Genomic DNA, 13,422 nt, shown 5'->3' on the forward strand with positions numbered 1-13,422 from the left:
AGTCGACGAAAATGCCCGCACAGTCGACGGGTACGTATGCCGTCGTGACTGTCGAGCACGGGCCGCTCCACGATCACTTCTTGCCGGATCGGCAACCGTCCTTGCCGCTGACGACGGTGCGTGCCACTGTCGAAGGCATGACCACCGAGAACAGCCACCGCCCCGAGGCCGCCACCGAGTCCCGGGGGAGCAATGATCCTGGAACCGCCGAAGGGTGGGATGAGCGGTACCGCAGCGCGGACCGTCTGTGGACCTCCGACGTCAACCCTGCGCTCGTCGCCGAGGTGTCGGACATCGAGCCGGGCACCGCGCTCGACGTCGGGTCGGGTGAGGGGGCCGACGCCCGATGGCTCGCCGACCGCGGATGGCAGGTCACGGCCCTCGACATCTCGCAGGTCGCGGTGGATCGGGCCCGTGAGATCGACCCGCGACCGTCGATCACCTGGTTGCGTGCGGACGTGATCGCCGATGACGTGCCGGCGGCCGGCGTCGATCTCGTGACCATGCACTACTTCCCGATCCCGAAGGAGAATGTCGACGCGGCCCGCCGGCTGGTCGATGCCGTCGGCCCCGGCGGGTCCCTGCTCGTCGTGGCACACGCCCCCGAGGGTGTGCGCGCACATGGCTTCGACCCGGACGCCTATGTGCAGCCCAAGGACTTGGCGGCCTTGCTCGGCGACGGTTGGGAAATCGTCACCGACGAGACGCGGGAACGCGGCAAGGCCGCGGGAGGCGGTCACCACACGCACGACGTGGTGTTCCGGGCGCGGAGACAGGCCGCCTGAGATCCCGTTGCGTTTTGTCCCGGTAGCCGGGACAAAACGCAAGCTGAACTGACGGGTGGCCGGTCGTGAGTTCCGCTCCGCCCAGATTGAGTGCACATCTGTACACTCGGGGCATGACCGCCACGACCACGCGTGAGTCCGAGCTGCGGGCGCTCACCGATCTCGGGCTGTACGAGGTCGGCGCTGCGACGCGCGGCGTCGGAGCGATGCACCGCGTCATCGCCGGGCGCGTCTTCCGAATGCTCCGGCCTGTCCTGGGGAGTTCCGTCGACACCGCGCGGATCGTGCATGACGCCGTCAGCGAGGGGACGTACAACTCGATCACCGCGGCGCTCGACGCCGGTAGGACGGCGGCAGACCATGTGCCCTGGCCGGAGGGCCGTGCGCCCTCGCACACCCCTCGAGGCGCGGTGCTCCTCGGCATCCTCAACGGTCTCATCGGCGATGAACTGGAAACCGCGGACTCGCCCCTCACAGCCGACATGTCGATCCGCGTCGACGGCCGGCCGGTCTCCCCCGACGCCGAGTCGCTCCGCGATGGCTTCCCCGACGCGGGTGGACACGTCGTCGTGTTCCTGCACGGCCTGATGGAGTCGGAGTTCGCGTGGTCGCTCAGCTCGAAACGAACTGGGCCCGCTCGCTCCGCTCCCGGCGCCCGGCGAACTGGGCCCGCTCGCTCCGCTCCCGGCGCCCGGCGAACTGGGCCCGCTCGCTCCGCTCCCGGCGCCCGGCGACCCACATACGGCGAGCGGCTGACCCACGACATCGGCGCCACCGAGGTCCAGATCCGCTACAACACCGGTCGCCACATCAGCGAGAACGGCCGCGCCCTCGCCGACCTTCTCGACGCACTCGTCCTGCTCTGGCCGACGCCGGTGACACGACTGACCCTCATCGGGCATTCGATGGGTGGGCTGGTCGTCCGAAGTGCCTGCCACGCAGCCGATCAGCGCGGCGACTACTGGACGGGCCTGGTGTCGGAGACGGTCTGCCTCGGCACGCCGCACCTCGGGGCTCCACTCGCCCGCGGTGTCCACCTGGCCACGAATGCTCTGAACCGGACGCCGGTCACCCGCCCGATCGGCTCATTGCTGCGTCGTCGCAGCGCCGGGGTGCGAGACCTGTTCCACGGCAGCCTGACCGACGACGACTGGATAGGTCACGACCCGGACGCCTGGTCACAGCCGCCCGGCGCCGACGTGCCGCTGCTGGCGGGCGCTCGCCATCTCTTCGTCACCGCGACGATCACCCGCGACCCCGACCACCCGGTCGGGCGTCTGCTGGGTGACGGCCTGGTGTTGGCGCCGAGTGGGCGCGGGCAGCACACGCGGCAGCGTCGCGGGCTGAAGTTCCAGGAGGGGTTCCACATCGGCAACGCACACCACTTCACCCTGCTGAACAGCGACCCGATCTACGAGTGGCTGCTCGGCCACCTCACCCCGCGAAAGGCTTTGCCGCCCGGTCGGTCGTCGTGAGGGTGCTCGCGGATTCGTCGGCGCGGCGGCGTTCGGTTCAGTGCGGACGGCGCTGCCGGTAACGGCCGCGCGCGGCGAGTACGCCGACGACCCAGCCGACGAGAAAGACCACGGCCAGGATGAACCACAGCGGGGACTCGACACTCACCCAGAACAGGTCGATGCGCACCGTGGTCCGGTTCTGCACGATGAAGACCACCGCGAGAACCGTCAGTCCGATCGCAATCCATTGCGGCAGAGACACCTTCGACAACGCGGACGATTTCCCGGTTGCGGGTTTCGGGGTGCCACGGTCTTTGGCCATGCCAGAGACTGTAGGCGCATTCGACGGCGGTCACCGCAGATCCGTTGCGATTTGTCCCGCAATCCGGGACAAACCGCAACCTGACGCCGGCACCGGGCTCCAGCGGGACGGCTACCGCGCTCAGCGGCAGACCGCCCCTTGCGACGCGGAGGTGACGAGCTTGGAGTACTTCGCCAGCACGCCACGTGTGTACCGCGGGGGCAGGGGAGTGAACTCCTGTGCGCGCGAGGCGAGTTCATCGTCATCGACGAGGAGGTCGAGGAGACCGCGGCCGACGTCGAGCCGAATCCGGTCGCCGTCGCGGACCAGGGCGATCGGTCCGCCGTCCACGGCCTCCGGCGCGATGTGACCCACGCACAGACCGGTGGTGCCGCCGGAGAACCGGCCGTCGGTCATCAGGAGCACGTCCTTGCCGAGACCCGCGCCCTTGATGGCGCCGGTGATCGCGAGCATCTCCCGCATGCCCGGTCCGCCCTTCGGGCCTTCGTACCGGATGACGACGACGTCTCCGGCGGTGATCGTGCCGTCCTCGAGTGCGTCCATCGCGGCGCGTTCGCGGTCGAAAACCCGTGCCGTGCCCTCGAACACGTCCGAGTCGAAGCCGGCGGACTTCACCACGGCGCCCTCGGGGGCCAGCGATCCCTTGAGGATGGTGATGCCGCCGGTGGGATGGATGGGGGACTTCGTGGCCCGCAGGACCTGGCCGTCCGGGTCCGGCGGCGCGATGTGCGCCAGGTTCTCGGCGACCGTCGATCCGGTCACCGTCAGGCAGTCGCCGTGCAGGAGGCCCGCGTCGAGGAGTGCCTTCATCACCACCGGCACACCGCCGATGCGATCGACGTCGGTCATCACGTGCCGGCCGAACGGTTTGACGTCGGCCAGGTGCGGAACCCGGCTGCCGACGCTGATGAAGTCGTCGAGCGACAGTTCGACCTCGGCCTCGTTGGCGATGGCGAGGAGGTGGAGCACCGCATTGGTCGAGCCGCCGAACGCCATCACCACGGCGATCGCGTTCTCGAAGGCCTCGCGGGTCATGATGTCGCGCGCGGTGATCCCGCGGCGCAACATCTCGACGACGGCGACCCCGCTCTGGCGGGCGAACTGGTCGCGGCGCTTGTCCGGGGCCGGGGGGGCGGCACTGCCCGGGATGGACATCCCGAGTGCCTCGGCCGCGCTGGCCATCGTGTTGGCGGTGTACATGCCGCCGCACGCACCCTCACCCGGGCAGATCGCGCGTTCGATGGTGTCGACGTCCTCCCGGCTCATCAGTCCCCGCGAGCACGCGCCGACCGCCTCGAAGGCGTCGATGATGGTCACCTGACGCTCTTTGCCGTCCGACAGCGTCGCGTATCCGGGCAGCGTCGACCCGGCGTAGAGGAACACCGACGCGAGGTCGAGTCGGGCCGCGGCCATCAGCATGCCGGGCAGGGACTTGTCGCAGCCGGCCAGGAGGACCGAACCGTCCAACCGCTCGGCGCTCATGACGGTTTCGACGCTGTCGGCGATCACCTCGCGGGACACCAGCGAGAAGTGCATGCCCTCGTGACCCATCGAGATGCCGTCGGAGACCGAGATGGTGCCGAACTCGAGCGGGTACCCGCCACCCTCGTGCACACCTTCCTTGACCGCCTTGGCCAGCCGGTCCAGCGACAGGTTGCAGGGCGTGATCTCGTTCCACGACGACCCGACGCCGATCTGCGGTTTCACCCAGTCGTCGTCGCCCATGCCCACCGCGCGGAGCATGCCGCGGGCCGCGGTCTTCTCCAAGCCGTCCGTGACGTCGCGACTACGCGGTTTGATGTCGATCTCGGCGTCCGGTTCGGTTCGCTTGGTCATGAGGGCAAGAGTAGTGGTCATCGGCGGCGAGTGGTCGGAACACCCGGTGCCCGGCGACGGCGTCACCAGATCGTGCGCGGACAGCACAGAACCGTGCGCTCGTGACCAGATCGGTGCCCGCCGGAGTGGTTATGGTTCAGCTCGACCCCGTTCTCCCCTGGAAAGGCCGTCGGTATGAACCCCAGAATCGCGCTCCGGACGCTGGCCGGACGGGCAGTGCTCGTCTCGACGCTGATGGCCGCGGCCGTCGGCCTGTCGGTGGTCCCCGCCCACGCCCAGCCGTCGGCTCCGACAGTCGTCCTGGTGCATGGGGCGTTCGCGGATTCGTCGGGCTGGCGCGACGTCGCGCAGGATCTGCGCAGTCGGGGACTGGCAGTCCAGACCTTCGACAACCCGCTGCGGTCCCCGGCGTACGACTCCGAGCAGCTCGAGAAGAAGCTGGCGACGATCGACGGACCGATCGTCCTCGTCGGTCACTCCTACGGCGGCTTCGTCATCACCAACACCAAGGACCCCGACGTCCGTGCCAACGTCTACATCGCCGCCTTCGCGCCGACCACGGGCGAGTTCGTCCAGGGGCTGCTGAACCCGATCACCTATCCCGGTAGCCGGCTCCTTCCGCCGGCCCTGCAGCTGAAGGTGGTCGAAAACGACCCGACCGGCGTGGCCGGACGCAACGTCGACGGCTACATCGCACGCCCGTACTTCCGAGAGATCTTCGCGCAGGACGTGTCGCCCGCGGTCGCCGCCGACATGTTCGCCCACCAGAAGTCCGCGGCACTGCGCGCGAACCTGGAACCGTCGGGGCCGCCGTCGTGGGCAAAGGTCCCCAGCTGGTACCTCGTCTCGCAACAGGATCGGGTGATCCCACCGGCGCTGCAGCGATTCCTGGCCGCACGAGCCGCACCCGGGCGCACCGCCGAGGTCAACGCCTCGCACGCCTCACTGGTCTCGCGTCCCGACGCGGTCTCGCGGACGGTGCTCCGAGCGGTCGACGCGACGCAACCGCGCTGACACACCCCACCCTCCTTCGGGGCACGTAGTGAAGACACGACTCCGAGGCGATGCGCCCGGGGGCGGGAATTGTGCCCTGACCGGCGGTAACACCGTCACCGAATGGTGTTTGCCGGTATTGTTCCGCCTCGACCATCACTGTCGCTCAGCGAACGACCGAGTTGATGGGGCCCGGCCATGACCATCGTCTTCGCCTCGCACGAAGTGGCGGAGAAAGACCGTCGCGAGGCGACCTATTCGGCCTTCCTCGACCAGATCTGGCCGACCTCGGTGGAGTTCGACGACCCACTGCGCACGGACGCGACGATGGAGCGGATCGCCTATGGCAGCACGAGCATCTTCCGCTCCTACCTGACCGGACTCCGCTTGTCGCGCAACGTCGATCAAATCCGTCGTGGCCCGGCCGAGGTGCTGGCGATCGCGGTGCAGGAGCGCAGCGTCGGCGGATTCGATCAGTACGGGCATCAGCGGATGCTCGGGGTCGGCGACATGATGCTGTGCGACCTGAACACGCCCTACGACTACTACTGGCCGGGCAGGGGCGCGTCCCAGGCCCTGTACATCCCGCTCGATCAACTCGACCTGCCCCACGAGGTCATCCGGGGCGCAGCCGGTCGGCTGATCTCGAGTCCGCTCTGTCCGCTGCTGACCGACCGGATCGCTGCGATGGCGAACAACGGTGACATGCCGGTCGCGAATCCGATTGCCGCCGAGGCAATCGGCTCGTCCACCATCGACATCGCCCGGGCGTTGCTGGCCTCTGCCTACGATCCGGACTACGCCCGCGGTGCGATGGCGGTCGTCTTGCTCCCGCGAATCCGCGGTTACATCCGCAGGCACCTCGGGGATCCCGAACTCTCGGCCGGGATGATCGCCGAGGCACACGGGATCTCTGTCCGAAAGCTGTTCCGGCTCTGTGCCGACGCGGGTTTCGGCCTGGAGCAATGGATCATCGCGTGTCGTCTGGAGGGTGTCCGGAACGACCTGGCACGCCCCGATACCCGCCAGCAGTCGGTCGCGCGGATCGGGCGGCGATGGGGGGTGACCAACCCGTCCTTCCTCAGTCGCCGGTTCCGGGAGGTCTACGGCATGTCTCCACGCGAGTGGCGGGTGGTGGCGGGCGTTGTCGCGGAGGACGCGTGAGCACCGGTCGCGAGGTGACCTGTACGGACGTCTCCCGCTGCGGGCCGTGGGAGGGGGTGAGCGGCGTCGACGTCCTGGTTGCCACCCTGCGCCGCCCGGACAGCCCGTCCGCCGGGTTCTGGCCGATGGGGGAGGGCATGTGGTTGACCGAGGTCGATCATGGCGGAATCACTCTCGCGCGCAACAAGATCTCCGCATGGATGGGGCCACCCCGTTGCTCGTCGTAGCAGTGTCCTCGAACGACGCGTGGAACCTGAGTCGCGGTGCCGGTGGACGTGACGGTCCGCGCGATCTGATCGTCGTCGACATGCTGTTGCCCTTCGACTTCCGTGCGCACAGACCCGGGTCGCTCGTCGCCGTGCAGGCTCCGACGGCGTGGATCGGGCTCGCGCCGGAGACGGTTCGATCCGGTGTCGAGCACCTCCGAGAGGGCAACCCGTTGATCGGCTTCGTCCGCGACCACGTCCGACACCTGGCGGGGGTCGCCGCGGAATGCCCGGAGTCTCTCCCGGACCTGGCCGAGCCGACCGGTGCGATCATCCGGTCCATGCTCCTGACATCGGTGGACGCGGCAGAACGCTCGCAGTCCTCGGAGTTGGTCGCGGCCGTCAAGCGCTACATCGACGAGCACCTCACCGACGCCGACCTCGGCGCCCAGACGATCGCCGCCGCCCACCACGTGTCGACCCGAAAGCCATACTCGGCCTGGCCGACTGCGGAAGGTCGGTTGAGCGACTACGTCATCCGTCGGCGACTCGATCGTGCGCGCGACTCCCTCGTCGTCCAGCAACACCGGACGATCCCAGCTGTCGCCCGTGCACACGGCTTCAGCGACGCCACCCATTTCACCAAACGATTCCGGGCTGCGTACGGGATGACCCCGTCCCGGTGGCGTCGCGACCACACGGGCGTCTGAGCGGCGCGTCACCGACAGCACAGAACCGTGCAGCCTCGACACGATCGGCGCTCCGGTTTCCTCCTACGGTGATCCCACATCGACACCGGAGGATCTCGGAGGACCCATGCCCTACGTCACCACGCTCGACGGAACCGAGATCTATTACAAGGACTGGGGTGCCGGACGTCCGGTCGTGCTCAGCCACGGGTGGCCGCTCAACGCCGACAGTTGGGAAGCTCAACAGCTCTTTCTGGCGCAGAACGGGTATCGGGCGATCGCGCACGACCGTCGCGGACACGGCCGGTCGTCGCAGACATGGTCGGGCAACGAGATGGACACGTATGCCGACGATCTCGCGGAGCTGATCCGGCATCTCGATCTGCAGGAACTCACGCTCGTCGGGTTCTCCACCGGAGGCGGTGAGGTCACCCGTTACATCGGGCGGCACGGTACCGATCGCGTGGCGCAACTCGTGTTGGTCTCCGCGGTACCGCCGTTCATGCTCGAGACCGACGACAACCCCCGCGGAGTCCCGATCGAGGTGTTCGACGGCATTCGGTCGGCATCCACCGCCGATCGCTCGCAGGCCTATCGCGATCTCGCCGACGGGCCCTTCTTCGGCAACAACCGAGACGGCCAGAATCCGTCGCACGGCATGCGCGATGCTTTCTGGCGACAGGGTCTGCAGGCGGGCGCGCACAACGCCTACGAGAGCATCGCCGCGTTCTCCGCCACCGACTTCCGGCCCGACCTCGCACGCGTGGACGTCCCCACCCTCGTCATCCACGGCGACGACGATCAGGTGGTGCCTTTCGAGGTGGGCGGCAAGGCCTCCGCCGAACTGGTCGACGTCGCGGAGCTGAAGGTCTACCCCGGTGCACCTCACGGGATCACCGACACGCACAAGGGCGAGCTCAACGACGATCTGCTCGCCTTCCTCGACACCTACACCGCCCCCTGAGCCCACGCCCGGGCCCTGACAATCGGAGACAGCACATGACCACACCGCCGCCCGACACCATCGTCCTCGTCCACGGTCTGTGGGTGACCCCTCGATCCTGGGAGGACTGGATCGCGTACTACCAGGACAAGGGGTATCGGGTCATCGCCCCGGCCTACCCCGGCTTCGAGGTGGAAGTCGAGTCCCTGAGGGAGAACTCCGACGTGATCGCGGATCTCACGGTGCCCGCGACGGTCGACCACCTTGCCGGGACCATCCGCGCGCTGCCGTCGCCGCCGATCATCATGGGGCATTCCTTCGGTGGCGTGCTCACGCAGTTGCTGGTCGACCGCGGGCTCGGTGCGGCTGCGGTGGCAATCAACTCCGCGCCGACCGAAGGCGTACGGACGCAGCCGCTTTCGCAGGTGAAGTCGTTGTTCCCGATCCTCAAGCGCTTCTCGAACCGACACAAGGCGGCCGGTTTCACACCGAAGGAGTGGCACTACGCCTTCACCAACACCCTGAGCGACGAGGACTCGCGCGCGGTGTACGACCGGTACGCGATCGCCGCGCCCGGATCGTGGGTGTGGAAGTACGGCGTGTTCGCGAACCTCACCCCGGGACATCAGGAAACCTGGGTGGACTACCGGCGCGACGACCGTGCACCGCTGCTGTTCATCGCCGGCGGAGCCGACCACATCATGCCGCCCGCGGTGAACAAGTCGAACGCGAAGAAGTACCGCCGCTCCAAGGCGCTGACCGAGTACCACGAGTTCCCCGGGCGGTCGCACTGGACCTGCGGTGAGCCGGGGTGGGAGAAGGTCGCCGACCACGCGCTCCGGTGGGCGGAGGAGCACTCCGCGCGGGGAGCGTTGCCGGCGTAAACATAAGCGCTATCCCCGCTCCCTGAGGAGCGCTCGGAGCTTGCGGAGGGCGCGTCACGAAGGGTCCGGCGACCGAGTTCGAAGGGCGCCCTAACGGTGCCACTCACATTAGCGAGTCCGCATGTCCGACAACCGCACCCGCGGCCGCACCATGTGAGTCGCGGTACGCCTGTAGCGTGGTGTCCTGTCACCACGTGTGCAAGCACACCGGATAGCGAGGACCCCACATGGCACTTCATGCATTGCTCGCCAAGGCCGGCGCGACGGTCGCGACCGGTTTCGTCGGCGCCGTCGCCTACGACGCCGTACGCACCGTCGCCCGACGCGCCCCGCTGCGGGAGGGAGCGGTGGTGGCCACCACGTGGGGCATCCGCGGAACCCGTAAGGCCGAGGAGGTCGCCGAGTCGGTGCGACTCAACACCGCCGACATCGTCGCCGAGGCGAAGGAACGGCTGGGCGAGGAGTCGACCCCGCCGGGGACAGCGGTGGCTCACGACCACGACCACGATCACTGAATCGTGAGCACGTCCGCGCCGACGTACTCTCCCGAACTGCCACCGACCGAGATCGTCGTCCGGTCGTCGGCGGCGGGCCGGGTGCGTATGACGGTTCCGTGGCTGCGGGTCACCGATCGCACTGTCGCCGACCGCCGTGCCGTGGCCATCGAGGAGAGCGTCGCCCGGGTGACGGGTGTTCGCGCCGTGCACGCCTACCCGCGGACCGCCTCGGTCGTCGTGTGGTTCCGGGCGGACACCGACCGGGATGCCATCGATCATGCGATCGCCGCGGCCACGCACGCCGACCCCGCGAATCTCCCCGACCGCGCGCCGCATTCGGCCGACGTCACCAATGCCGACCTGCTGCGGATGGGCATAGGCGCGGGAGCCCTGGTCCTGCTGGGTTTCCGACGGTATGGGTTCCGCCGTCCGCCGCTGCTCGGGCCGGCGTCGCGCACCGTCGCCACCGGTGTCACCATCTTCTCCGGTTACCCGTTCCTCCGCGGTGCGCTCCGCTCGCTCCGTGGTGGCCGGGCCGGGACCGATGCGCTGGTCTCGGCGGCGACGATCGCGAGCCTGCTCCTTCGCGAGAACGTGGTCGCGCTGACCGTGCTGTGGTTGCTCAACATCGGTGAGTTCCTCCAGGACCTCACCCTGCGACGCACCCGCCGCGCCATCGCCGACCTCCTCCGCGGCACCCAGGACACGGCGTGGGTCCGCCTCGCCGACGGCACCGAGGTGCAGGTGGCCATCGATGCGCTGCACGTCGGGGACGCGGTAATCGTGCACGAGCAGGTCGCGGTGGCGGTCGACGGGGTGGTCGTCGACGGGGAGGCGGTGGTCGACCAGTCCGCCCTGACCGGCGAGAACCTGCCGGTGACCAAGCACGTCGGCGACCGCGTGCAGGCCGGCTCGGTGGTGCTCACCGGCCGGATCGTCATCGAGGCCCACGCGGTCGGCGACGACACCTCGATCGGTCGGATCATCGGCCGGGTCGAGGAGGCCCAGCGCGACCGCGCGCCCATCCAGACGGTCGGGGAGAACTTCTCCCGGCGGTTCGTACCCGCGTCGTTCGCGTTGTCGGCGCTGACGCTGCTGGTGACGCGCGATCTCCGTCGTGCGATGACCATGCTGCTGATCGCGTGTCCGTGTGCCGTGGGTCTGTCCACCCCGACCGCGATCAGCGGCGCCATCGGGAACGGCGCGCGCCGCGGCATCCTCATCAAGGGCGGCTCGCATCTCGAGGCCTCGGGACGGATCTCTGCGGTGGTGTTCGACAAGACCGGCACGCTGACCGTCGGGCGCCCGGTCGTGACCAACGTCGTGTCCTTCTCCGACGACTGGCAGCCCGAACAGATCCTCGCGTATGCCGCGAGCTCCGAGATCCATTCGCGCCACCCGCTCGCCGAAGCGGTCATCCGGTCCACGGAGGAACGTCACATCGAGATCCCGACGCATGCGGAATGCGAGGTCATCGTCGGACTCGGCATGCGCACCCGTGCCGAAGACGGGCGCGTGCTCCTGCTGGGCAATCCGTCGCTCCTCGACCGGCACGGTGTCGCGATCTCCGACGACGCCATCGGCTGGGTGGACCGGTTGCGGCAGGCGAGCGAGACACCGCTGCTGCTGGCCGTCGACGGCACGCTCGTCGGTCTGGTGAGTCTGTCCGACGAGCTGCGCCCCGAGGCGCGTGAGGTGCTCGACGCGCTGCGGGCCGACGGGGTCACCGAGATCGCCATGCTCACCGGCGATCACCCGGTCACCGCGGCGACCATCGCCGCCGAACTCGGCATCGAGCGGTGGGCCGCCGAGGTCACCCCCGACGACAAGCTCGCGGTGGTTCGTGAGCTGCAGGCCCTCGGTCACGTGGTCGCGGTGGTGGGTGACGGTGTGAACGACGCCCCCGCGTTGGCCGCCGCGGACATCGGTATCGCGATGGGGTTGGCCGGAACGGATGTCGCGGTCGAGACCGCGGACGTCGCGCTCGCCGGGGACGACCTGCGCAAGCTGCTCGACATCCGCGATCTGGGTTCGCACACCGTCGAGGTGATTCGACAGAACTACGGTATGTCGATCGCCGTCAACGCCTTGGGGCTGGTGATCGGTGCGGGCGGCGCGCTCTCACCGGTCCTCGCCGCCGTGCTGCACAACGCCTCGTCGGTTGCCGTGGTGCTCAACAGTTCTCGGCTCATCCGGTATCAGGTCGAACCGGCTCCGTCGGCGCCCGCCGGGGACGCCCGCTCATGACCGAGGTACCCACGACGACCCCGACCTTCGAGTGTCCGGCCGGGACGATCATCGCTCGCACCGACGGACAGGTCGTGCGCGCCACCGGTATCCGCTATGCGCAAGCGGCGCGCTTCGAGGTTCCGTCCCCGCGGCCGCCGGCCGACGAGCCGATCGATGCGACCTCGTGGTCGCCCGCCTGTCCCCAGCGCAACGGCGAGGGGATCGTCCACGACACCTTCGGCGATGCCGCGCTGGGCGAGATGGTCGGCGACGAGCACGCCCAGTACGTGTCGGTCACGATGCCGGTCGATCGTCGACCCGACGAGGCCTTGCCGGTGATGGTCTGGATTCACGGTGGGTCCTACATCATCGGCGCCGCCGACGCGCCCTGCCACGATCCGGCGGCGCTGGTCGCCGAGCAGCGGGTGATCGTCGTGTCGGTGACTTACCGCCTCGGGTTGTTCGGATTTCTCGGCGACGGTGTCAGTCGGCCCGCGAATCTCGGCCTCCTCGACATGATCGAAGCCCTGCGGTGGGTTCAGCGGAACATCGCGTCCTTCGGCGGCGATCCCGACGCCGTCACCGTCTTCGGCGAATCAGCCGGCGGCGACGCGGTTGCACAGTTGATGGCGGCCGACGGCGTGACGGGCCTGTTCCGCCGCGCCATCATCCAGAGTGCGCCGCTCGGCATCACCCGACGTCGCGAGCGGTTGCATGCGGACATGTTCGCGGCGTCGCACCAGGTGTCGGCGTCGGCGACCGTCGACGAGGTCCTGGCCGTCCAGGAGTCGATGATGGGACTCAAAGCGGTGCTGCAGCACGGACTTCCGGCGTTCATGTCCTTCGGTCCCCAGTACGGCCACCATCCGCTGCCACCCGAGGACGAGGTGGACGCGGTCTGGGAGAGTCGAGCGCGGGACGTCGAGGTCCTCATCGGCTGGTGCAGCCGCGAGGCCGCGTTCTTCACCGCGGCGATCGACGGGGTGTCGTCGCTCCCCGCGGTTCCGGTGGTCGGCACCCGCCTGTATGAATGCCTCGTCCAGCAACTCACCCGTGCCGTCTACACGTCGGCGGCCGACCGCTTCGCCCGACGCCACCGACGCGCCGGTGGCCAAGCCGCGCAGTACGTCATCGACTGGGGCGCAACAGACCACCCGCTGCGCGCCGTGCACACCGTCGACATCCCGTTGCTGTTCGGGACCCCGCAGATCTGGGCCGGTGCCCCGATCCTGGCGGGCCACGACGCCGATCGGGCTGCCGAGGACGGCCGCACGTTGCGACGGATCTGGGCGGACTTCGCGCGAGACGGGTGGACCGCGCCGGCCGATGTTCCGGGTCTGATCCGCTTCCCATGAGCCGGGGATCTCCCATGGGGTGAGTATGCGCGATATCGACCGTGTGGCTACGTATCTCGCTC

General features: G+C 68.9%; 13 protein-coding genes. 11 read left to right on the forward strand and 2 right to left on the reverse strand.

Annotation, left to right across the window (positions count from 1 at the left end; genetic code table 11):
• Nucleotides 1-137: 137 nt before the first annotated feature.
• Nucleotides 138-785, forward strand: coding sequence for a class I SAM-dependent methyltransferase (locus ACFVHY_RS05495; RefSeq protein ID WP_390269399.1), 648 nt, complete (start codon nucleotides 138-140; stop codon nucleotides 783-785).
• A 113-nt stretch (nucleotides 786-898) separates the two neighbouring features.
• The gene (locus ACFVHY_RS05500) at nucleotides 899-2,260 is read left to right on the forward strand and encodes an alpha/beta hydrolase (RefSeq protein WP_390269402.1); all 1,362 of its coding nucleotides are present in this window, start codon (nucleotides 899-901) and stop codon (nucleotides 2,258-2,260) included.
• Nucleotides 2,261-2,297: 37 nt separating this feature from the next.
• Here the strand turns inward: ACFVHY_RS05500 and ACFVHY_RS05505 are convergent, their stop codons facing one another.
• Entirely contained in the window at nucleotides 2,298-2,564 is a 267-nt protein-coding gene (locus ACFVHY_RS05505; protein ID WP_390269405.1) for a lipopolysaccharide assembly protein LapA domain-containing protein, read from the reverse strand.
• A 120-nt stretch (nucleotides 2,565-2,684) separates the two neighbouring features.
• The gene (gene ilvD, locus ACFVHY_RS05510; RefSeq protein WP_065631105.1) at nucleotides 2,685-4,400 is read right to left on the reverse strand and encodes a dihydroxy-acid dehydratase; all 1,716 of its coding nucleotides are present in this window, start codon (nucleotides 4,398-4,400) and stop codon (nucleotides 2,685-2,687) included.
• A 174-nt stretch (nucleotides 4,401-4,574) separates the two neighbouring features.
• On the opposite strand from ilvD, the gene ACFVHY_RS05515 reads away from it, so the two are divergent.
• From ACFVHY_RS05515 to ACFVHY_RS05555, 9 genes are all read left to right on the forward strand, one after another.
• Nucleotides 4,575-5,414 carry an alpha/beta fold hydrolase gene (locus ACFVHY_RS05515; RefSeq protein WP_390269409.1) on the forward strand — a complete coding sequence of 280 codons (840 nt, stop codon included), beginning with the start codon at nucleotides 4,575-4,577 and terminating at the stop codon, nucleotides 5,412-5,414.
• 177 nt (nucleotides 5,415-5,591) lie between these two features.
• The gene (locus ACFVHY_RS05520) at nucleotides 5,592-6,557 is read left to right on the forward strand and encodes a helix-turn-helix domain-containing protein (protein WP_390269412.1); all 966 of its coding nucleotides are present in this window, start codon (nucleotides 5,592-5,594) and stop codon (nucleotides 6,555-6,557) included.
• Nucleotides 6,554-6,784 carry a hypothetical protein gene (locus ACFVHY_RS05525; RefSeq protein ID WP_390269415.1) on the forward strand — a complete coding sequence of 77 codons (231 nt, stop codon included), beginning with the start codon at nucleotides 6,554-6,556 and terminating at the stop codon, nucleotides 6,782-6,784. The genes ACFVHY_RS05520 and ACFVHY_RS05525 overlap by 4 nt, the downstream gene beginning before the upstream one ends.
• Nucleotides 6,754-7,473 carry a helix-turn-helix domain-containing protein gene (locus tag ACFVHY_RS05530; protein ID WP_390269418.1) on the forward strand — a complete coding sequence of 240 codons (720 nt, stop codon included), beginning with the start codon at nucleotides 6,754-6,756 and terminating at the stop codon, nucleotides 7,471-7,473. Before ACFVHY_RS05525 ends, ACFVHY_RS05530 begins: the two co-directional genes overlap by 31 nt.
• 106 nt (nucleotides 7,474-7,579) lie before the next feature.
• Complete coding sequence (locus ACFVHY_RS05535) at nucleotides 7,580-8,416, forward strand: alpha/beta fold hydrolase (RefSeq protein WP_390269421.1); 837 nt, start codon at nucleotides 7,580-7,582, stop codon at nucleotides 8,414-8,416.
• A 35-nt stretch (nucleotides 8,417-8,451) separates the two neighbouring features.
• The gene (locus ACFVHY_RS05540; RefSeq protein WP_390269424.1) at nucleotides 8,452-9,279 is read left to right on the forward strand and encodes an alpha/beta hydrolase; all 828 of its coding nucleotides are present in this window, start codon (nucleotides 8,452-8,454) and stop codon (nucleotides 9,277-9,279) included.
• A 227-nt stretch (nucleotides 9,280-9,506) separates the two neighbouring features.
• On the forward strand, nucleotides 9,507-9,794 hold the full coding sequence (locus ACFVHY_RS05545; protein WP_058252919.1) for a DUF1490 family protein: 288 nt from the start codon (nucleotides 9,507-9,509) through the stop codon (nucleotides 9,792-9,794).
• Between the two features lie 87 nt (nucleotides 9,795-9,881).
• Complete coding sequence (locus ACFVHY_RS05550; RefSeq protein WP_390270331.1) at nucleotides 9,882-12,023, forward strand: heavy metal translocating P-type ATPase; 2,142 nt, start codon at nucleotides 9,882-9,884, stop codon at nucleotides 12,021-12,023.
• On the forward strand, nucleotides 12,020-13,360 hold the full coding sequence (locus ACFVHY_RS05555; protein WP_390269428.1) for a carboxylesterase family protein: 1,341 nt from the start codon (nucleotides 12,020-12,022) through the stop codon (nucleotides 13,358-13,360). Before ACFVHY_RS05550 ends, ACFVHY_RS05555 begins: the two co-directional genes overlap by 4 nt.
• Nucleotides 13,361-13,422: the final 62 nt, after the last annotated feature.

Source organism: Gordonia sp. NPDC127522 (assembly GCF_042672305.1).
GTDB lineage: Bacteria > Actinomycetota > Actinomycetes > Mycobacteriales > Mycobacteriaceae > Gordonia > Gordonia hongkongensis.

Excerpts from the sequence above, each read along its gene's own strand:
- ACFVHY_RS05495 (WP_390269399.1), top strand. The coding sequence starts at position 138 with ATGACCACCGAGAACAGCCACCGCCCCGAGGCCGCCACCGAGTCCCGG.
- ACFVHY_RS05500 (WP_390269402.1), top strand. The coding sequence starts at position 899 with ATGACCGCCACGACCACGCGTGAGTCCGAGCTGCGGGCGCTCACCGAT.
- ACFVHY_RS05505 (WP_390269405.1), bottom strand. The coding sequence starts at position 2,564 with ATGGCCAAAGACCGTGGCACCCCGAAACCCGCAACCGGGAAATCGTCC.
- ilvD (WP_065631105.1), bottom strand. The coding sequence starts at position 4,400 with ATGACCAAGCGAACCGAACCGGACGCCGAGATCGACATCAAACCGCGT.
- ACFVHY_RS05515 (WP_390269409.1), top strand. The coding sequence starts at position 4,575 with ATGAACCCCAGAATCGCGCTCCGGACGCTGGCCGGACGGGCAGTGCTC.
- ACFVHY_RS05520 (WP_390269412.1), top strand. The coding sequence starts at position 5,592 with ATGACCATCGTCTTCGCCTCGCACGAAGTGGCGGAGAAAGACCGTCGC.
- ACFVHY_RS05530 (WP_390269418.1), top strand. The coding sequence starts at position 6,754 with ATGGATGGGGCCACCCCGTTGCTCGTCGTAGCAGTGTCCTCGAACGAC.
- ACFVHY_RS05535 (WP_390269421.1), top strand. The coding sequence starts at position 7,580 with ATGCCCTACGTCACCACGCTCGACGGAACCGAGATCTATTACAAGGAC.
- ACFVHY_RS05540 (WP_390269424.1), top strand. The coding sequence starts at position 8,452 with ATGACCACACCGCCGCCCGACACCATCGTCCTCGTCCACGGTCTGTGG.
- ACFVHY_RS05545 (WP_058252919.1), top strand. The coding sequence starts at position 9,507 with ATGGCACTTCATGCATTGCTCGCCAAGGCCGGCGCGACGGTCGCGACC.
- ACFVHY_RS05550 (WP_390270331.1), top strand. The coding sequence starts at position 9,882 with ATGACGGTTCCGTGGCTGCGGGTCACCGATCGCACTGTCGCCGACCGC.
- ACFVHY_RS05555 (WP_390269428.1), top strand. The coding sequence starts at position 12,020 with ATGACCGAGGTACCCACGACGACCCCGACCTTCGAGTGTCCGGCCGGG.